15 protein-coding genes are annotated in these 18,156 nt (G+C 50.7%); 6 read left to right on the forward strand and 9 right to left on the reverse strand.

The window, feature by feature from the left end:
- Positions 1-99 precede the first annotated feature (99 nt).
- The 6 genes from OGX97_RS18935 (at position 100) to OGX97_RS18960 (ending at position 6,140) form a co-directional block, all read left to right on the forward strand.
- The gene (locus OGX97_RS18935) at positions 100-1,017 is read left to right on the forward strand and encodes a metal ABC transporter substrate-binding protein (protein ID WP_008785641.1); all 918 of its coding nucleotides are present in this window, start codon (positions 100-102) and stop codon (positions 1,015-1,017) included.
- The gene (gene sitB, locus OGX97_RS18940) at positions 1,014-1,829 is read left to right on the forward strand and encodes an iron/manganese ABC transporter ATP-binding protein SitB (RefSeq protein ID WP_149384682.1); all 816 of its coding nucleotides are present in this window, start codon (positions 1,014-1,016) and stop codon (positions 1,827-1,829) included. The genes OGX97_RS18935 and sitB overlap by 4 nt, the downstream gene beginning before the upstream one ends.
- A 2-nt stretch (positions 1,830-1,831) precedes the next feature.
- Positions 1,832-2,689: an iron/manganese ABC transporter permease subunit SitC gene (sitC, locus tag OGX97_RS18945; protein ID WP_008785642.1), complete on the forward strand. Its 858-nt coding sequence runs from the start codon at positions 1,832-1,834 to the stop codon at positions 2,687-2,689.
- Positions 2,686-3,537 carry an iron/manganese ABC transporter permease subunit SitD gene (sitD, locus tag OGX97_RS18950; protein WP_032944764.1) on the forward strand — a complete coding sequence of 284 codons (852 nt, stop codon included), beginning with the start codon at positions 2,686-2,688 and terminating at the stop codon, positions 3,535-3,537. The genes sitC and sitD overlap by 4 nt, the downstream gene beginning before the upstream one ends.
- A gap of 163 nt (positions 3,538-3,700) precedes the next feature.
- Complete coding sequence (locus OGX97_RS18955; protein WP_279850962.1) at positions 3,701-4,423, forward strand: cysteine hydrolase; 723 nt, start codon at positions 3,701-3,703, stop codon at positions 4,421-4,423.
- A gap of 94 nt (positions 4,424-4,517) precedes the next feature.
- Positions 4,518-6,140 carry a serine hydrolase gene (locus OGX97_RS18960; RefSeq protein ID WP_191215466.1) on the forward strand — a complete coding sequence of 541 codons (1,623 nt, stop codon included), beginning with the start codon at positions 4,518-4,520 and terminating at the stop codon, positions 6,138-6,140.
- Positions 6,141-6,199: 59 nt separating this feature from the next.
- On the opposite strand, the gene OGX97_RS18965 is transcribed toward OGX97_RS18960, so the two are convergent.
- The 9 genes from OGX97_RS18965 to OGX97_RS19005 are packed head-to-tail and all read right to left on the reverse strand — an operon-like array spanning position 6,200 to position 18,118.
- Positions 6,200-6,559: a hypothetical protein gene (locus OGX97_RS18965; RefSeq protein WP_003825861.1), complete on the reverse strand. Its 360-nt coding sequence runs from the start codon at positions 6,557-6,559 to the stop codon at positions 6,200-6,202.
- Positions 6,543-7,067, reverse strand: coding sequence for a chemotaxis protein CheW (locus OGX97_RS18970; protein WP_008785646.1), 525 nt, complete (start codon positions 7,065-7,067; stop codon positions 6,543-6,545). The genes OGX97_RS18965 and OGX97_RS18970 overlap by 17 nt, the downstream gene beginning before the upstream one ends.
- Positions 7,068-7,078: 11 nt before the next feature.
- Positions 7,079-8,755, reverse strand: coding sequence for a diguanylate cyclase (locus OGX97_RS18975; protein WP_279850965.1), 1,677 nt, complete (start codon positions 8,753-8,755; stop codon positions 7,079-7,081).
- A 17-nt stretch (positions 8,756-8,772) separates the two neighbouring features.
- Positions 8,773-9,132, reverse strand: a complete 360-nt coding sequence (locus OGX97_RS18980; protein ID WP_100271971.1) for a response regulator — start codon at positions 9,130-9,132, stop codon at positions 8,773-8,775.
- Positions 9,133-9,154: 22 nt separating this feature from the next.
- Positions 9,155-11,287 carry a hybrid sensor histidine kinase/response regulator gene (locus OGX97_RS18985; RefSeq protein WP_208743790.1) on the reverse strand — a complete coding sequence of 711 codons (2,133 nt, stop codon included), beginning with the start codon at positions 11,285-11,287 and terminating at the stop codon, positions 9,155-9,157.
- Positions 11,288-11,298: 11 nt separating this feature from the next.
- Positions 11,299-12,711 (reverse strand): CheR family methyltransferase, encoded by a 1,413-nt coding sequence (locus OGX97_RS18990; protein WP_218658984.1) that lies wholly within the window; start codon positions 12,709-12,711, stop codon positions 11,299-11,301.
- The gene (locus tag OGX97_RS18995) at positions 12,708-13,775 is read right to left on the reverse strand and encodes a chemotaxis protein CheB (RefSeq protein ID WP_218658983.1); all 1,068 of its coding nucleotides are present in this window, start codon (positions 13,773-13,775) and stop codon (positions 12,708-12,710) included. The genes OGX97_RS18990 and OGX97_RS18995 overlap by 4 nt, the downstream gene beginning before the upstream one ends.
- On the reverse strand, positions 13,772-15,862 hold the full coding sequence (locus tag OGX97_RS19000) for a methyl-accepting chemotaxis protein (RefSeq protein WP_008785652.1): 2,091 nt from the start codon (positions 15,860-15,862) through the stop codon (positions 13,772-13,774). The genes OGX97_RS18995 and OGX97_RS19000 overlap by 4 nt, the downstream gene beginning before the upstream one ends.
- Positions 15,863-15,907: 45 nt before the next feature.
- The gene (locus tag OGX97_RS19005) at positions 15,908-18,118 is read right to left on the reverse strand and encodes a sensor domain-containing phosphodiesterase (protein WP_008785653.1); all 2,211 of its coding nucleotides are present in this window, start codon (positions 18,116-18,118) and stop codon (positions 15,908-15,910) included.
- Positions 18,119-18,156 lie beyond the last annotated feature (38 nt).

Consider the following 18,156-nt stretch of genomic DNA (forward strand, 5'->3'; position numbering starts at 1 on the left):
GCAAATAAGAATTATTTTCATTTGTTTATGCCATGTGCTATATAACATAGCAAAGGCTATATTCGATGATAAATTAACCACCTTGTTGCGAGGGATACTATGCCGCATCTGCCCCATCTGAAGTCATTTCTCCTTGCCAGCGTGTTAACAGCGCTGACGCTGTCACCCGCCTGGGCGAAAGAAAAATTCAAAGTGGTAACCACCTTTACGGTGATTGCCGATATGGCAAGCAATGTAGCAGGTGACGCGGCGGACGTTAGTTCTATCACCAAACCGGGTGCTGAAATTCACGAATATCAACCAACCCCAGGCGATATTAAACGGGCGCAAGGCGCACAGCTTATTCTCTCTAACGGTCTAAACCTCGAACTATGGTTTTCCCGCTTCTACCAAAATTTGTCCGGCGTACCAGAAGTGATGGTCTCAAACGGCGTGCAGCCAATGGGCATCAGCGAAGGGCCGTACAACGGTAAACCAAACCCGCATGCCTGGATGTCAGCAGAGAACGCGCTGATCTACGTGGATAACATTCGCGATGCGCTGATCAAATATGATCCGGACAATGCCGCAACCTACCAGAATAATGCGCAGAATTATAAAGCGAAAATCCAGCAGACCCTGGCGCCACTGCATACAGAACTGGCAAAGCTCCCTGCTGATAAACGCTGGCTGGTCACCAGCGAAGGCGCATTCTCTTATTTAGCTCGTGATAACAATCTCAAGGAGCTGTATCTGTGGCCGATCAATGCCGATCAGCAGGGTACGCCCAAGCAGGTACGCAAGGTTATCGATGCCATCAGAGAGCATCATATCCCGACGGTATTTAGCGAAAGCACCGTGTCCGACAAACCAGCGCGTCAGGTTGCCCGTGAGTCTGGCGCACATTACGGCGGCGTGCTGTATGTCGATTCGCTCAGTGCAGCCGACGGTCCGGTACCGACCTATCTGGATTTACTGCGCGTCACCACGCAAACCATTGTTAACGGCATCAACAAGGGTCTGGAGAGCCAACCATGAGTCACTCTGCGATTACCGTAAATCAGGTTACGGTGACGTATCGCAACGGTCATACCGCATTGCGGGACGCCACTTTTCAGGTTCCGGGCGGCTCAATTGCCGCGCTGGTCGGCGTAAACGGTTCGGGAAAATCAACGCTTTTTAAAGCGCTGATGGGTTTTGTCCGCCTGGCGCAGGGGGAAATCTCAATTCTGCAACAGCCGGTAAATAAGGCGCTCAAACAGAATCTGATCGCCTATGTCCCCCAGTCAGAAGAGGTGGACTGGTCGTTTCCGGTACTGGTGGAAGATGTGGTGATGATGGGACGCTTTGGCCATATGGGCTGGCTGCGTCGACCAAAACAAATTGACCACGCCTGCGTAGATGCGGCGCTGGCGCGGGTTGATATGCTGGATTATCGCCATCGTCAGATAGGTGAACTGTCCGGTGGGCAGAAAAAGCGTGTTTTTCTGGCAAGGGCCATCGCACAGGACGGACAGGTTATTTTACTGGATGAACCCTTCACCGGCGTGGATGTAAAAACCGAGGCCCGGATCATCGACCTGCTGCGTGAACTGCGTGATGAGGGTCGAACCATGCTGGTCTCTACCCATAATTTGGGATCCGTCACCGAGTTTTGTGATTACACGGTGATGATTAAGGGCACGGTGCTGGCAAGTGGACCCACCGATACCACCTTTACCCCCGAGAATCTCGAACTGGCATTCAGCGGCGTACTGCGTCACGTTGCGCTGAGCGGCGGTGAACAGCACGTAATTACCGATGATGAACGCCCGTTTATTTCGCGACGCACGGCAAACGAGGGGGAATAACCATGAACTGGCTAACGGAGCCGTTTGGCTACCAGTACATGCTCAACGCCATGTGGGTCTCGGCAATGGTCGGCGGCCTGTGTGCGTTTCTCTCCTGCTATCTGATGCTCAAAGGCTGGTCGCTGATTGGCGATGCGCTGTCGCACTCTATCGTGCCGGGCGTGGCAGGCGCTTATATGTTAGGGCTTCCCTTCGCGCTTGGCGCATTCCTTTCCGGCGGACTGGCGGCGGGTAGTATGCTGTTTCTTAATCAACGTTCGCGCCTGAAGGAAGATGCGATTATCGGACTGATTTTTTCGTCTTTTTTCGGTATCGGGCTGTTTATGGTGTCGCTCAATCCGATGTCGGTGAATATTCAGACCATTATTCTCGGCAACGTGCTGGCGATTGCGCCAGAAGATATTCTGCAACTGGCCATCATCGGGGTTATTTCGCTAACAATCCTGTTTTTGAAGTGGAAAGATCTGATGGTGGTTTTTTTTGATGAAAACCACGCGCGCTCTATCGGTCTGAATCCGGGCCGGTTGAAGCTGTTATTTTTTACGCTGCTCTCCGTTTCCACGGTCGCCGCGCTGCAAACCGTCGGCGCATTTCTGGTGATTTGCCTGGTGGTTACGCCCGGTGCAACGGCCTGGCTGCTGACCGATCGTTTTCCACGCCTGCTCACTATCGCCGTAGCTATTGGCAGCCTGACCAGCTTTTTCGGCGCCTGGCTGAGCTACTGGCTGGATGGTGCAACCGGCGGAATTATTGTCGTTCTGCAAACGCTGCTGTTCCTGCTGGCATTTGTCTTCGCACCAAAACACGGTCTGCTGGCGAATCGCCGCCGCGCCCGTCTGGTGAACAAGGAGTCAGTATGATCTTAACAACGCTGCTGGAACCCTTTCAGTTTGGTTTTATGGTCAATGCGCTGGTCATCTCCACCATTGTCGCCGTGCCCTGCGCGCTGCTGTCTGTATTTTTAGTACTCAAAGGCTGGGCGCTGATGGGCGATGCAATGAGCCACGCGGTTTTCCCGGGAATTGTACTGGCGTGGATTGCGGGCATCCCACTGGCAATTGGCGCATTTATCGCCGGGCTGTTCTGTGCGGTGGCGACGGGTTATCTCGACGATAACAGCCGCATCAAACGCGATACTCTGATGGGAATCGTCTTTTCCGGCATGTTTGGCGCAGGACTGGTGCTGTACGTCTCTATCCAGTCAGAGGTCCATCTCGATCATATTCTGTTCGGCGACATGCTGGGCGTATCGTTCAGCGACATCATACAAACCGCGGTTATTACGCTTGGGATAGCGCTTATTATTGGGCTTAAGTGGAAAGATCTGCTGCTGCATGCGTTCGACCCGCATCAGGCAAAGGCCAGTGGGCTTAACACTGCACTGCTACATTACGGCCTGCTGTGCATGATCGCCCTGACGATTGTCGCCACGCTAAAATCAGTAGGGATTATTTTGTCGATCTCCTTACTGATTGCGCCTGGCGCCATTGCGATATTAATGACGCGGAAATTTTCCCACGCCTTGTGGCTGGCGGTGATTATGTCGGTCGTTACCTCGTTTATGGGCGTGTACCTGTCTTTTTTCATCGACAGTGCGCCGGCCCCCACCATCGTCGTACTATTTTCACTACTGTTTGTGATGACCTTTATTTATTCCACCCTGCGCGACCGTCGTTTAGAACGGCGACGCCAGCAATACGACCTCTAACGGAGTGGGCAGTGATATGCCCACTATCGTTATTAGAATACGTAATGACAATATTCCCAGCGTCCTGAACAAATGCCCCGTTCTGAAACCATGCCATATTTACCAGCGCTATTTAATAATCAGATAGTCACTATCACATTAGATAAAAATACAGGTAAATTTTATGAGCAAGATGAGCATGTCAGAAATCTATTCTGAACCAGAGGCCTATGGCTTACCACGCAAAGGTATAACACTTAATAATAAGGAAGCTGCGTTGGTGGTAGTCGATCCACAGATCGATTTTTTAAGTCCTCAGGGTATTGGCTGGGAGGTTTTTAAAGACAGCATTATTGAAAATAATACTGTAGAAAATCTCGAGACGTTGTTCAAAATGGCAAAAGAAGCACAAATGCCTGTTTTTATTTCTCCACATTATTACTTTCCGCACGACCATAAATGGCAATCTACCGCACCGGGAGAAACATTTATGCACGGCACTGGAATGTTCAGTCGTAAAGGTCCACTGACGATGGAGAATTTTGAAAATTCCGGCGCAGACTTTTTACCGCAGTTTAAGCCATATATTTATGATGGCGAAACGGTCATTGCCTCACCGCATAAGATTTTCGGACCAGAAACCAACGACCTGGTACTGCAATTAAGAAAACGCGGTGTCTCACAGGTCATTCTCGCCGGTATGGCTGCCAATCTGTGTATTGAATCCCATATGCGTGAATTGATTGAGCAAGGTTTTGAAGTTGTCGTCGTAAAAGATGCGACAGCGGGTCCGCACATTCCGGAAGGTGACGGTTATCTCGCCGCTCTAACCAACTACCGCATCATTGCCAATGATTTATGGGACACCGACACCACGGTTGAAAAGGTAAAGGCAGCAGCTAAGTAATAGCTATGAGTACGGTTACCGAGGGTAATTGTATGTACAACATCGCTCATCCATTAGCCATCAAAATAAATTTCATAAAGCGCGGAGCTTTTCCATGAATCTTAAGTTAAAGGTTATTTCGGCATGTATTTTACTTTCCATGTCTGTTTCAGCTACTCAGGTATTGGCCGCTGCCAGTACAAATGAGACAACTTACTTAGTTAACCGTGGTGATCCACAATTAAAGGTCAACGGCAAATATATCGATCAGATCATTGCCGAGGTAATGGCGAAAAATAATCTGCCGGGTTTATCCATGGCGATTGTTCAGGCGCCTTATATTCCGCGCTCAGCGGGATACGGTCTGGCAACGGCTGCCAATGATGAGCTTGCTTCCACCAAAACCATGTGGGGAATTGGCCCTATCACGCAAGCTTTTACTGCAGTCGCAGTAATGCAACTGGTAGAGCAAGGTAAATTGGATCTTAATACTCCTGTGAGTGTTTATTTGCCTGGCCTGCCGGAAAGCTGGCATAACATTACGATTCTGGAATTAATGCAGCACTCATCCGGGATCCCTGATTTCAGATCTTTCGGCTATAAACAAGAGCAAAAATATACACCTGCGCAGCTGGTTGATCTTGTTAAAGATAAACCGCTCGAATTTAAAAACGGCACGGATATCAACTCCAGCGCAACTGACTTTATCCTGTTAGGAATGGCTATCGAGAAAGTCAGCGGAATGAGTTACGTAGACTTCGTCAACAAATACCAAATTGCGCCGTTAGGTCTGCAAAGCACCATGTTCGCAAAAGACATGCCAACAAAAGCATTCCTTGATCGCCCGACGCCTGATAAGCAACATAATCAGCATTCGAAATTTAAGTCAGAAATTGACTGGATCAACCCTGTTGAGCCTGCAACAGGTTACGTCGCAGCGGGTGACAAACTGGCGCCTGTTAGCGCGATCGCCACTGATAATCTGTTCGCCTACGGTGGTCTGTGGTCGTCAGCGGAAGACATCAGTAAGTGGGATATCGGTCTTGCCGGCAGCACGCTGGTTAAAGACAAAAAGCTACGCGACATTATCTATAGCCCGGCAAAACTGAAAAATGGCAAAGTCGTGCCTGCCATGGCCGGCTGGGAATTTACCCGCCATCCTGGTTTTCTGGAAATCAAAGGAACCACAGGTGGCTTTAGTGCCTATCTGAGCCGCTTTACCGCCGGTGATGAACTGGTTTGCGTGACAATGCTGACCAACAAAGAAGGCGTAGACATGACTCAGGTGGCTCGTGATATCGCTGAAGCCTATAAAATCGGGCTGGGTTCTGGGTTAAATTCAGAGAAGATCAAAAACCAGGAAAGTAAATTCTCTGTCGATGAGACGGTCTCCCGTCTGAAAGCCATTCTGAAAAGCGAAGGCGTTCCGGTATTCACTGAAATTGATCACGAGAAAAATGCCGAGGGCGCGGGAATGAACCTGAGGCCAACGAAAGTCCTGGTATTTGGTAACCCTAAAGTCGGCACAAAACTGATGCAGGATAAACAGGGTGTCGCGCTGGATCTGCCGTTACGTGTCTCCGTATGGCAGGATAAGATCGGGCGAGTTTGGGTCGGTTATGAAAACCTGGATGACGTAGCAAAAACCTACGATCTTCAGGACAAGCAGACCATTGATAAGATTGACAACTTTATGACTAAGCTGGTCAGTCGGGCTGTTGATGCTTATATCCAGTAACGGGATTTAGCACTCCCAGCCTTCTCATGCTGCGGGACCGTTAAAGCTCCCGCAGCGTGTCAGCGCCAGCTTAATAGCGGGCTAAACGCCTCACGTCCCACCAGGGCACGAAGCGCAGGCAGATGACAGTTACGCGCCAGAAGCGGAGGTACGGCAAAAATAATGTCGCCGGAGAGCATCACATTCTCAAGTTGTCCCCATAGGTACCAGCCGGTTTCAACGCCACTGTCCGGGACGCGTAAATGCAAATGCCATCCCTCCTGCGGCTCATCAGCAATCCCCAGCCACTGGCTAAATCGGGGGATTTCAGGCACAACCTGAGTCACTAACGAACACACACCAACCTGGTTTGCCGGTATATACAACGTTAGCGCTCCCAAAGTAATACGTACCGCCGCCAGATTAGTGGGTGCCGTCATAACCGCTGGTCTCCTGATAACGCTCAAAGACCAGATTCAGATCGAGCAGCGTGTACCAGGTTTCTATCACGTTAACCACCCCCACAGCGATGCTTTGTAACGCCGGGGGCAACGAATCTCCTGGCAAATGAATCTGGCTTTCGGCGACTTCCAACACATCAATCAGTTTATCTATCAGGATCCCACTTTGCATTTTCTCGGCGCAACCAATCAGAATAGTGCGCTTACCTGCCGAATTAACGGTAGGTTTATCGATCAGGCTGTCCAGTCTCATCACCGATTCCACCCGTCCACGATAGTTGATGACCCCTTCAAGCATTGGCGCGCAGCAGGGAACCCAGGAGATCGGGCGCTCTGCAAGGATCTCTTTAATTTGCGCCCCATAGAAGGCAAAATTTTTACCCGCCAGTTGAAATAACACCAGCGTACGCTGGGGTTCATCAACGTTTTCACACTCCGGCTTTTCACCATGGTTCAGCGCAAGAATCTGCTCCAGCTGTTGGCTCATATTGACTCCTTTTACTCGGCAATGCAGAAAGTGTTACGGCCATTTTGTTTCGCGGCATACAGCGCCTGATCGGCACGTTCGCGTAGCGTTTCAATCCGATCGCCAAACTGCCACTGGGCAATACCCGCGCTGAACGTACTGTGAAAACTGGCGTCGTTAACGGAAAATGTGACCTGCTCGTAATCCCTGCGCAATCGTTCGACCACGCGCGCGGCCTTGTCACTGCTGGTGTTGGGCATAATGATGACAAACTCTTCACCACCGTAACGGCCAACGATATCGGTGCTGCGTAAGCGATGGGAGAACAACTGCGAAATACCGACAATTACCTGGTCACCGACCGCATGACCGTAGGTATCGTTAACGCTTTTGAAGCGATCCAGGTCCACCATCACCATACAAAACGGGTTGCCGCTGTAGTTCGACTCGGCAATCGCGCTTTTGAGAAAATGGGTGGTCGTTGAGTGGTTATATAACCCGCTCAGACTGTCCTGCGACATGCGTGCACGCAAGACGCGCATTCTTTCCGCGCGAATCGATACGGCGCGGATCAGCTCCTCTGGGTCGCTCTGTTTGAGGATAAAATCCTCCGCGCCGATGCTCATTGCTCCCAACTGCGCATGCTTGTTGGTCTCGCTGGAGAGATAGGCGATAGGCAGGCCAATATGCTGCGGTATTTGGCGAATCAGTTTTGTCAGTTCCTCACCGCTGAATTCCGGCATGTGGTAATCCATCAACACCAGATCGATCGGCTGCGCATTCAGTACATGCAGTAGATAGTGAGGTTTTTCCAGCACATGCACTTCCATGCCCGCCAAGCGCAGCATCTCCGCGTTGTATTCCGCCACCGCCGGTTCGTCATCGATCAACAATACCTGGTAAGGCTTTTTCAGCGACGGTTGAGTCAGGCGATGAAGTTCCTGGACTAAATCGGTGATAGACGCAGGCTTTACGTAGTAGCCATCACAGCCGGATTTGATGGCGTTGACGCGGGCATTGAAATCGCTATGACACGAGAGGAACAGTACAGGGAAAGGTTTGCCCACTTTTTGTTTCAAATCCGACATCGCCAGCGGTCCACCGTAGGCGTTGTCCGGAAAGCTAACATCCATAATCACCACGGCGGGCGGTTGCGACAATACGGCCTGAGTGAAATCCTGCGTGTTCGCGAACACATGGCAGGTAAAACCAAAACAGCGCAGTTGGGTCGCGAGAAGCTCGACCTGGTCAATATCATCATCACACAGGTAGATAGGCTTACTGGCCCGCCGAACATATCCCTCTTCCGGGCGCTGCGCGGTGATCGGTAATGTGAACTCCGTATCGCTGATACGATGTTCAAGATTGAGCTGCTCCTGGGTCAGGGTGTACAACCACCTGATGATTCGCCGCAGCTCATCGTAATGCAATGTGCTTTGCTCTGTTTCCGGCTCTGTTAGTAAACGCTCACCTTCTGCTGAGGCATTCGCCAGCGGGCTAAAGCCAAAGGACCCTGCCGAACCGTGAATACTGTGCAGCAGGATATGTAGCTGTTTGCGACAGGCTTCGCTAGGCTCTGCGACCAGTTGAACGAGTAATCTTTCCGCTTGTGCCAGCATGTCGGGAATTCGGCGTAGAAATCCCTGCCGCAAACGCGCTATTTTTTCCTGCGCTGCCGCCATCGCTATATGCTTATTTTCTTGTTTCATCAAACACGTAGGCTTATTCAGTTAATCGCAGATGGTTGCAGTAGCGCATTAACAGCAGCCCCCAGATTTTCCGCGAGGTTTTCATCTTTTTTCACCCAACGGTCGTACAGAGCGTCGCTGCCCGTTACTTCATTGGCACTCAGTAAAATAAAAGGCTTAGTCCAATCCTGAGCGCGTAACAGCGCCAGCAAATCCAACCCACTGATCTCTGGCATATGCAGATCGCTAATCACCAGGTCGATGTTGTTATCCGAGTCCAGGCACGCCAGGGCGGAAATCGCGCTTTCCACAATCACCACATCGTAGCCGTCCATTTGCAAAAATATGGATGCCAGTTCAGCCGCAAAAAGATCATCATCAACTAATAAAATTCGCATTTTCTCTCTCGATTTTGCGCCATCAGCACAAAAGCATTTTTAATGTTTTTATCAAACTGTCCTGCTCGAAATCGCCCTTGGCGATGTAGGCATCCGCACCCACCTGAATCCCCCGTCGCCGGTCCTCTTCCTTCGCGCGGGACGTCACGATGATAATTGGCGTATGCTGGTAGTTTTTCTCCCCACGCAACGATTTGGTGAAGGTGAAACCATCCATAAACGGCATTTCGACATCCGTCAGTACGGCATCAAACTGGGTCAGTTTCGCTTTTTGCAGCCCCGACAGCCCGTCTTCTGCCAGAGTCACCTGATAGCCGTGCGCTTCCAGCACGTTCTTTTCTATCTCACGGGTATTCAGTGAGTCATCAACCACCAGCACATGCCAGGCATCCTGCGTTACGTTCGTGGCGGGCGCTGGTGTACTGGTTTGCCGTGATTGTTGCGCCATCGCCATCAGCGCGGGAACGTGCAGGATGCTGACCAGTTGGTTATCCGGTGTTTGTACCATCCCGGAGACCAGCGACTGCTGTTGCATATGCTTCGGTAACGGTTTGATCATCATCTTGCGTTCATCGAGGAGCTTATCCACTTGCAGCGCCATTTTGCTGTACTGGTTCTGCACCACGATTAATCGCTGTCCGGGCGTTGAAAAGCTGCTCTGGCGTTCATGAATGCCCAGTAAGCTGCCTACGCAAACCACCGGGATAAACTCGTTATGCAAGATAATGGCAGGACGTCCGGCGATATCGCTGATCCCCTGTGGCGTGCATTCCACTACCTCAACCACATACTGCGCAGCCAGTCCAAACAGGTGCCCCTGCTCTTCAAATTGCAAAATCCGCATCATGGTTAACGAAACAGGCAACCGCAGGTTAAAGCTGGTCCCGACTCCCGGACGGCTATAAACCTGCAAATCGCCTTGCAGGTCGGTCACCACCGTTTTGCGCACCACATCAAGACCAACACCGCGACCAGAAAGCTCGGAGACTATCTTGCTGGTCGAAAAGCCGGGATGAAAAATCAGCTCATTACATTCTTGCTCGGAGAGCTGCCCGACCATTGAAGCGGGAACAAGACCTTTACTGACCGCCTTCGCGCTGATGGCCTCATAGTTCAGACCACGGCCATCATCTTCGATACGCAGTAGTATCCCGCTGCCGTCCTGCTGAGTAGTGATGGTAATCGTGCCGCGAGTGGATTTACCGAGCGCCAGACGTTCGTCGATCTCACCAATCCCGTGATCGACGGCATTACGCAGTAGATGCGTCAGCGACTCCGAAAGCCGATCAATGAGCTGGCGGTCGATTTCCACTTCTCCGCCAACAAAGCGGCACACCACCTGCTTGTTCAGTGTGGAAGCCAGTTCGCTGACCTGCAGCGAAATGGGTTCAAACAATGTTGAAAGTGGCAGCATACGGATCCGCGCCGCCACATCGTACAGTTCAAACATCTGCAAATGCTGGAGCTGAACGCTTTCTTTTAACTGGGCGCTAAAGTCGTGGATCTGCTGGCGAAGCTGTTCAGCACTCAATCCCGGTAACCGTGGTACCAGTTGACTCAGGTTTTGTATCTGCTGTTCCAGGCGATCATGTCCGGCGAGCACCTCCCCCAGAATGTCGATCAGTCCATCGAGCTTGTTCAGCTTTACCCGAACGAAATCCGCCTGCTTAATACCGGCATCCATGCTGGAAGGTGTCGTAGGCGCTGGGACTACCGGTTTTTCTGTTGCCCCGGCAGTTTCGACAGCCAGCGTGATATCCTCTCCCCGACTGGCGCGGGCAAGGCGTTCGCACAGCCCGGCATCCGCCGGTGGCAACTGATTATCCCCTTCGCTGACAAAAAGCTGGGTAAGCTGACCAGAAAGATACTCCACAGACTCATGGATCAGATTGCCCAGCGCCCTGTCCGGCGTCAGTTTGTTGTCACGCAGTTCACTCAATACATCTTCAAGATGATGCGTGACATCGGCAATACTTTGCAGCTTCAGCATCCGCGCCCCCCCTTTCAGGGTATGCGCAGCGCGAAACATCTCACCTATCCAGGCGTCGGTATGCTCATCAGCGGAGAGGAGAAAAGCCCCTTCGCTGATCGTCTGCAAATGACCTCTCCCTTCATCAATAAAGCGCAGAACGAATTTTTTCAGATCGATAGCCATAATCGCTCTTATTAGCCACTTTGATGGGCGAATTGCGCCAGTTGATGTTCACACAAGAAACGAAACGTATTGCCTGGAAATACCATTGGCAAACGCAGACGACAAACCGAGGACGGATTGTTTATCTCGTCGTTCAGTAACTGCATCACCACACGATAAGTCCGTTGAGCAGGCTGGTATAACTCGCTTTGCCGGTACATTTCAGCCAGATAATAGTGTGCAGGCCAGTAGCCAGGTTCCTGATAAACCACCTGTTTGAACCAGGCGATGGCCTGCTGGGTCTGGTGTTGCCACATCATCGCCAGGCCGAGCAGCATTTTGGCCTCTGCCGACCACTCATCCTGGGCGAGGATCTGCTGTGCGTTTCCGGCTGTTTGAGAAAACTCACGCTGTTCGAGGGCAATAACGCCCTGGATCAAAAGCGCATCCTGATTACGGGGATCGTCACGTAATACACAGGCGATACACTTTTCAGCTTCAGAAAAACATTTTTCATCGAGGCTGGCGCGTGCTTTCTTCAGCCAGTCATTACTCTGCTGCGCCGTGGGCTCCAGAGGAACCTGTTCAACTACCGCTCTCGACTGCGGAATGCGCACCGCAGCTCTGGGGACAGGCACAACCCTTGCCGCTTCACGATGGTGGCAAAAATAGAAAATCCCCTCTTCCTGCTCCAGCTTCAGAATGTCGAAATTGTTAGCCAGCGTTTCCGCATTGCCAAAAAATAAGGCTCCCTGCGGTTGCAACATCTTCAGCAAATTACCGTGCAGCTCTCGACGCGTTGGCGTATCAAAATAGATGGACACATTGCGCAGCAAAATGATGTCCACTTCCGGCAGTAACTGTTCTTTTATAATGTTGGTGCGATGGAAGGTGACCTTCTCACGGATCTCATCATGCAGCCGGTAGAGGTTTCCCGAGCGGGTAAAGTAGCGTTGCTGAATACTCGGGTCGACGCCACGAAACGAGTAGCTTGAATAGCAGGCGTTGCGGGCTTTTGCCAGGATTGCCGGGTCAATATCACAGCCGTAAATTTCAATGCGCTGGGCCATCCCGCCGAGGTATTTCTCATGCAGCTTGATCGCCAACGAGTAGGCTTCCTCTCCGGAAGAGCATCCGGCACTCAGAATTCGCACCGGGCCGCTGCGCTGTTGCAACAGACGCGGGATCCATTTATCGCAGATTAAATCCAGCGTATCGCTTTCACGGAAAAAATAGGTTTCGTTAATCGTAATCAGCGTGATGAAACTATCAAACTCATTCTGCGAGCTACGCAGTTGTTCATAGTATTCATAGTAATCATTGATTTTTCGCTCGGCCATTCGCCGACCCAGCGCCGTTTTCAGCAATGCTTCCATGGCGTTATCGAAGTGCAAACCGACCCGTTCTTTGATCAGGCGCGCATAGTCAGGAAGATTAGGGATCATGGCAATATACTCTCAACATGCCCGTGGCAGGCCATCGAAAGCAGTACCGCAGCAAGGCCATCCAGAGGGATCGTGCGGTGTATTAGTTGCTTGTCGATCGCGTTCTTATTCATACCGAATACCACCGAACTTTCTTCGTCCTGCGCCAGCGTTGTACCACCACGGCGGACAATAAGCTCAATGCCGCGGCAGCCATCGCTGCCCATGCCGGTCATAATCAGTCCGACGGCTTTTTCGCGAAACACCTCAGCCACCGACTCCAGCAACAGGTTGCAACTGGGATGGTAAACGTCGCTTTCCTGTCTTGGGATCGCCGCTAAACGCTGGTTGCTTTTGACGATCAGGTGCTGCTCCGGCGGCAATATATACACATACCCCGCTTCCACCCGATCGTCCTCCTGCGCCAGTCGCACCTTCAGATCGGTCACGCTATCCAGCCAATGCACCATATTTTTCGCGAAGCCATCGGCAATATGTTGGGCAATAAGCACCGGGCACGGAAACGTACCGGGCAGATCCTGTAACAGCTTACTTAGCGCCTGCGGCCCGCCCGTCGAACAGGCAATCGCCAGCACAAAGGGCCAGTCCTGCGGCGTCTTTGCAACGTCCATCATTGGTCGTACAGTGGGGATTACTGGTTCGCTTGGATAGCGTAATCCCTTGATATGTCGAATGACTTTCACACCGACCAGTAATTCTACTTTACGATGCAAGGCATCCGTTGAGAGTGGTGAATCACTGCTATGGTGCAACACCGCCAACGCACCACGGGAAATGTAGTCATCATCCCATTGATTCTCTGGACAAAATCTCATGACAAGGATCGGGATTGCGCTGGTTGCCATGATCGTTTCCACGATCTCGACGTTATCGGCGCTCGAAATATCCAGCGTCAGAATCAGCAGGTCCGGCATCAGCTGTTGCAACAGTCGGATCGCCTGTCTGCGATGGGCTGCTTGCCCCACCACCTTAATGTGCGGGTGATCCTCCAGTTGCCTGACCAGCTCATTACGCGATGCGCTGCCCAGGTCGAGGATCAGCACCCGAATGTTGCTGCTATTCATGCATCTGTTTCCGTCAGTGTGAATGAGGACGAAGCCTCTTTCAGCGCTTTCGACAGTTGTGTCATATCCTGACTGACAACCAGAATGTCTTTGATAGATTGCGAGGTATAGTTACTGGCAACAACGATCTCACGTAGCGCCATGACCACCTGATTACTCGCCGTTTTCTGTTGCTGTGTTGATAGCGATATTTGTAGCGCCGCCGTCGAGGTTTGCTCAGCCGTAACAACGATATCGTTCAGATGTTCAGCACTGACTTTACAGGCTATTGCGCCCGCTTTAATGCTCTCGCCGCCTTTTTCCGCGTTCAGCACCAGACGATTAATCGCGTTTTGGATCTCGTTGATCTTATTTTCAATTTCAACCGTCGATTCCGTCACCGAATCCGCCAGACGGCGGATTTCAGCCGCCACCACCGAGAAACGCTTACCGGCTTCCCCGGCGCTGGCAGCTTCGAGCGCTGCGTTAAAGGCGATAAGTTTCGTCTGATCCGCGACGCTGTTAATGATCACCATCACGCGACTGATTTCCGTCGACTTATTACCAAGCATCATGATTTCACGCATATTTTGCTGATTGTCGGTATCAATATCCGTCATACGCATCAGCAATTGCGACATCGACTCGGAGCCTTTATTGCAGTCCTCGAGCGTCTGGTTGGCAATATCCACAACCGCCCGTGAGTGTTCGGCTATCTGTGTCGATGAGGCAGACAGCTCTTCCATGGTGGAGGTAATTTCAGCCACTGAAGATGAGGTTTCCACGCTGGTTGATGCCTGCCCATCGACCGCTTCGGTAATATGCAAAGATGCCTGATGTACCGAATTTGCATGAGAAACCATACCGCCTACCAACGAGTGCAGACGCTGACGCATCATCTCCACCGCACTCAGCAGTTCGCCGATCTCATCGTGGTGATCGACCTGAACATCCACCGTTAAGTCGCCTTCGGCAATGGTTTGTGCAATCCCCAGGACACGGTTTAAGCGCCGGGAAATCAGGAAACGGCTGGCCACAGCAATCAGCAGTAAAATGATGGGCAGCAGCAGCGCGGTGAACAGCAGCAGACCGTTACGCACCAGATTGCTGCTCTTGGCGACATCATCAACATAGTTGGTGGTGGCGATTATCCAGTTAATCCCTTCAACGTATTCATAAACGGCAACTTTGGTCTTCGGCAATGCGCCATAACCGCTCACCCAGTTGTAGTAAGTGATGCCATTCTTGTGTTCGAGCATGTCGGCAAACAGCTTAAAACCATTAGCATCGGTAATATTAATTGCCTGCTGGTTGCTCAACGAGGGATGGACCAGCATACGACCGGGTTCAAATCCGGCATCCAGCACATAGGCGTAGCCATCTTTACCAATATGCACATTCAACAAACGCTGAATGATTGGTTGCAAACTCTGTTTGACGTCGAAACCCACCGCGACGGCCCCCACGACCTGACCATATTTGTCGGCAATCGGTTCGTAGTGACTAATAAACTGTTTACCGAACAGTGTGACCACACCGGAAAAGGGTTTATTTTTCAAAAGCAGCGGCAACGCAGGATTATCATGCCCTAGCGCTGTTGCTGTTGCCGTATTGCCTGAACTCGCCAGTAACGTACTGCTGACACGTACAAATTGCTCGCCTTGCAGAATAAACGTACTGGCAAATACGCTGGTTAATTCGGTGAAGTGCGCGTTGGTGTTCGGGTTGCTCAGCACCGCTTTTAATTCAGTAGAGTCCATATAACGCAGCGGTTTATTGGCAACGTTTTGATAATTATTAATATAAACATTGCTGTAATGTTCCGCATCACGAGTCACACGCTGAAACTCGTTAGAAATACTGTTGTGGAATATCCGCGTGTTGGTTTTAATCATCTCCAGCGCATTGACCTGCAATTCTCTGGAAAGATAAGACGATAATATAAAAGAGGCGCCAATCAGCAACGTTGCGATACAAACAACCAAAATCATACCGAGCTTCATCGCCACACCGGGATGGATGTTGTGCAGCCAGGACAATAGTCGAGCGCGCGGTCCCTCACTGGTGGTATTCGCCGTTCGATTTTTTACTTTAATAATGTCACTCATGATTTTTATTCTCTACCTGAGAAGAAATTACTCTTTTTTTGGTCATCAGGAGCTAGCGCCCTGTGATTCGAGCGTGAACAGCGGCGTAGGTTTGCCAATGTGATATCCCTGTAACCAGCCCACATTCATTTTTTCCAGACAGGCCTGAATAGTGGCGTTCTCGACAAATTCAGCGACCACCTGCATTTTTTTCATTTCAGCAACGCGGCAGAATGACTCAACGATGTAGTAACTAATTTCACTTTCGGTGATCCGTCGAATAAAAGAGCCATCTATTTTCAGGATATCTGCTTCGATATTCATCAAGCGCGCATGACTCGCAAACCCGGTGCCAAAGTCATCAATTGCCACCCGACATCCCAGCTGACGTATTAAACGTAGCGTTTCCACGGTTTGTTCTTTGTCTGATAACGTATCTGCTTCCGTTATTTCAAAAATAATCCGCTGTGGCTCCACTGCGTAGTCGTGCAGGAGTTGGGTGATCTTCATGACAATATTTGAACGACACACCGTCACCGGTGCCAGGTTAATAGAAAAACAATGCTGCGGGTGGTTACGCATAAATTTGAGGGTATTTTCGATAACCCAGAGATCGATATCCGGTGCCAGCCCCGCATCATGAGCAACCGGCAGGAAACTGTTCGGTGGAATAAATTCTCCCCGTTCGTTAAGCATACGGATCAATATTTCATGATACGGCGCTTCACCGTGGGTACTGACTATCGGCTGTGCCATCAGGACAAACGCATTGTTATCCAGCGCATTTTGCAGCGCAGTGCGAATTTCCGTTTTATCAACAATGTGGTTGCCAAGGATTCGGCTATGCTGCGCCTCAAGGTTTTCCGGCCTGCCGTTGGTGAGTGATAAACCCGCCACCATGCCCAGTTTCCCCACCAACTGATAAATGTCATCGCTCAGATCGTTAATCAGGCAATAGCCCAAACCACTGCGAAAACCCAACCGATGGTTGTTGTAAAAGAGACGAAAACTGTTGGCGGCCTGATACAGATCGCATAGCCGCTCCCAGGTGCCATTTTCCAGCCGGATGAGCAGATCATAACCCGCGTGGTAATAGACTTTCTCGCTTTTCACCAGATGTCTGCGCAAATGCTCAGCAAGGATCTTCTGGTAGCGGGCGCGGAAATGAAAACCATAACGACGCGAAAAAAGCTCCAGCTCGGGGATCTGTATCAGACATACAGTCGCGCGTTCAGTGGTAAATAGCTCCGTCTTCAGCGCCCGTAAATTTGCCATGCCTGTCATCGGGTCAGTCAGCCCCAACAGCAGCGCCTGGTTAAAGCGCTGACGGGTAAATTTTGCCAGTACCCCCATGATCACAATGGTGAGTGAAAAGACAAAGATCAACGTCGAAACCAGCGCCTGATGCAGCATGAAGTTAACATCGCTGGCGATATAGCTGTCGTTATGTTTGCCTAAGATGATTAATACGATCGTCCACACCAGCATTGTGAACAAGTGGCCAATCTTGATTGCTCCCCACAACATCAACGGAAATAACAGGATCAGGCTATAGATAGAGAAAAAAACATCCAAATTATCCGGTGATGTTAAGAAGAACATCAGAAAAAACAGCAAGATGCACCAGGATATAACGCCGTAGACGCCGATATTGCCTTTACACTGTTCAGCAATGGCCCGCAGAAAGGTCAGCAGGAAAGACGGTCGACGAATGATGCGGTAAATCTTGTAAAATAAAGGGATCCCCGTCAGGCAACCGTTGATGATCCCCTGAATACGTACCAGCATGCCCAGACTCAACGCCGGAATGTTATCCACATCGGGGCGTTGTCCGTGGGCGACAAACATTGCAAAGAGTTTGCTGAACACCAGATACAGCAGGACGTTGTAGCCACAAAGCCAGAGCAGACGATTAAAGCTAATTTTGATGCGACCAAAGCTAACGCAGCTGCGTCTGCCGGTGAATTTGCGGTACGCGGCATAACTTAAGGTCGACGCGATGATCAGGCACAACGCATCTACCCGTTCATTTTGCGGACCGACCACAAACATGACCGTCAGGAACAGAAGAAACCCCGGCAACACCCGAAAACCAAACAAGACCAATGCGGCAGAAAATACGGCTAGCTTGAGATCGTAAACTGTTAAAATAGTATTATTGAGAATGCTATAACCGTTAAGATATTGTGCCAGCGGGTAAAAAAGGCCAGGTAAGACAAGTGGCAGGCACCATTCCCGAATGTTTTTTATCGTGTTTGAATTTATTATTGCGTCCAAATCAATTTATCCGCTATGCACTATACCAATAGGACTTT

The sequence above is a fragment of the Citrobacter sp. Cpo061 genome (assembly GCF_030332845.1).
GTDB classification, from domain to species: domain Bacteria; phylum Pseudomonadota; class Gammaproteobacteria; order Enterobacterales; family Enterobacteriaceae; genus Citrobacter; species Citrobacter portucalensis.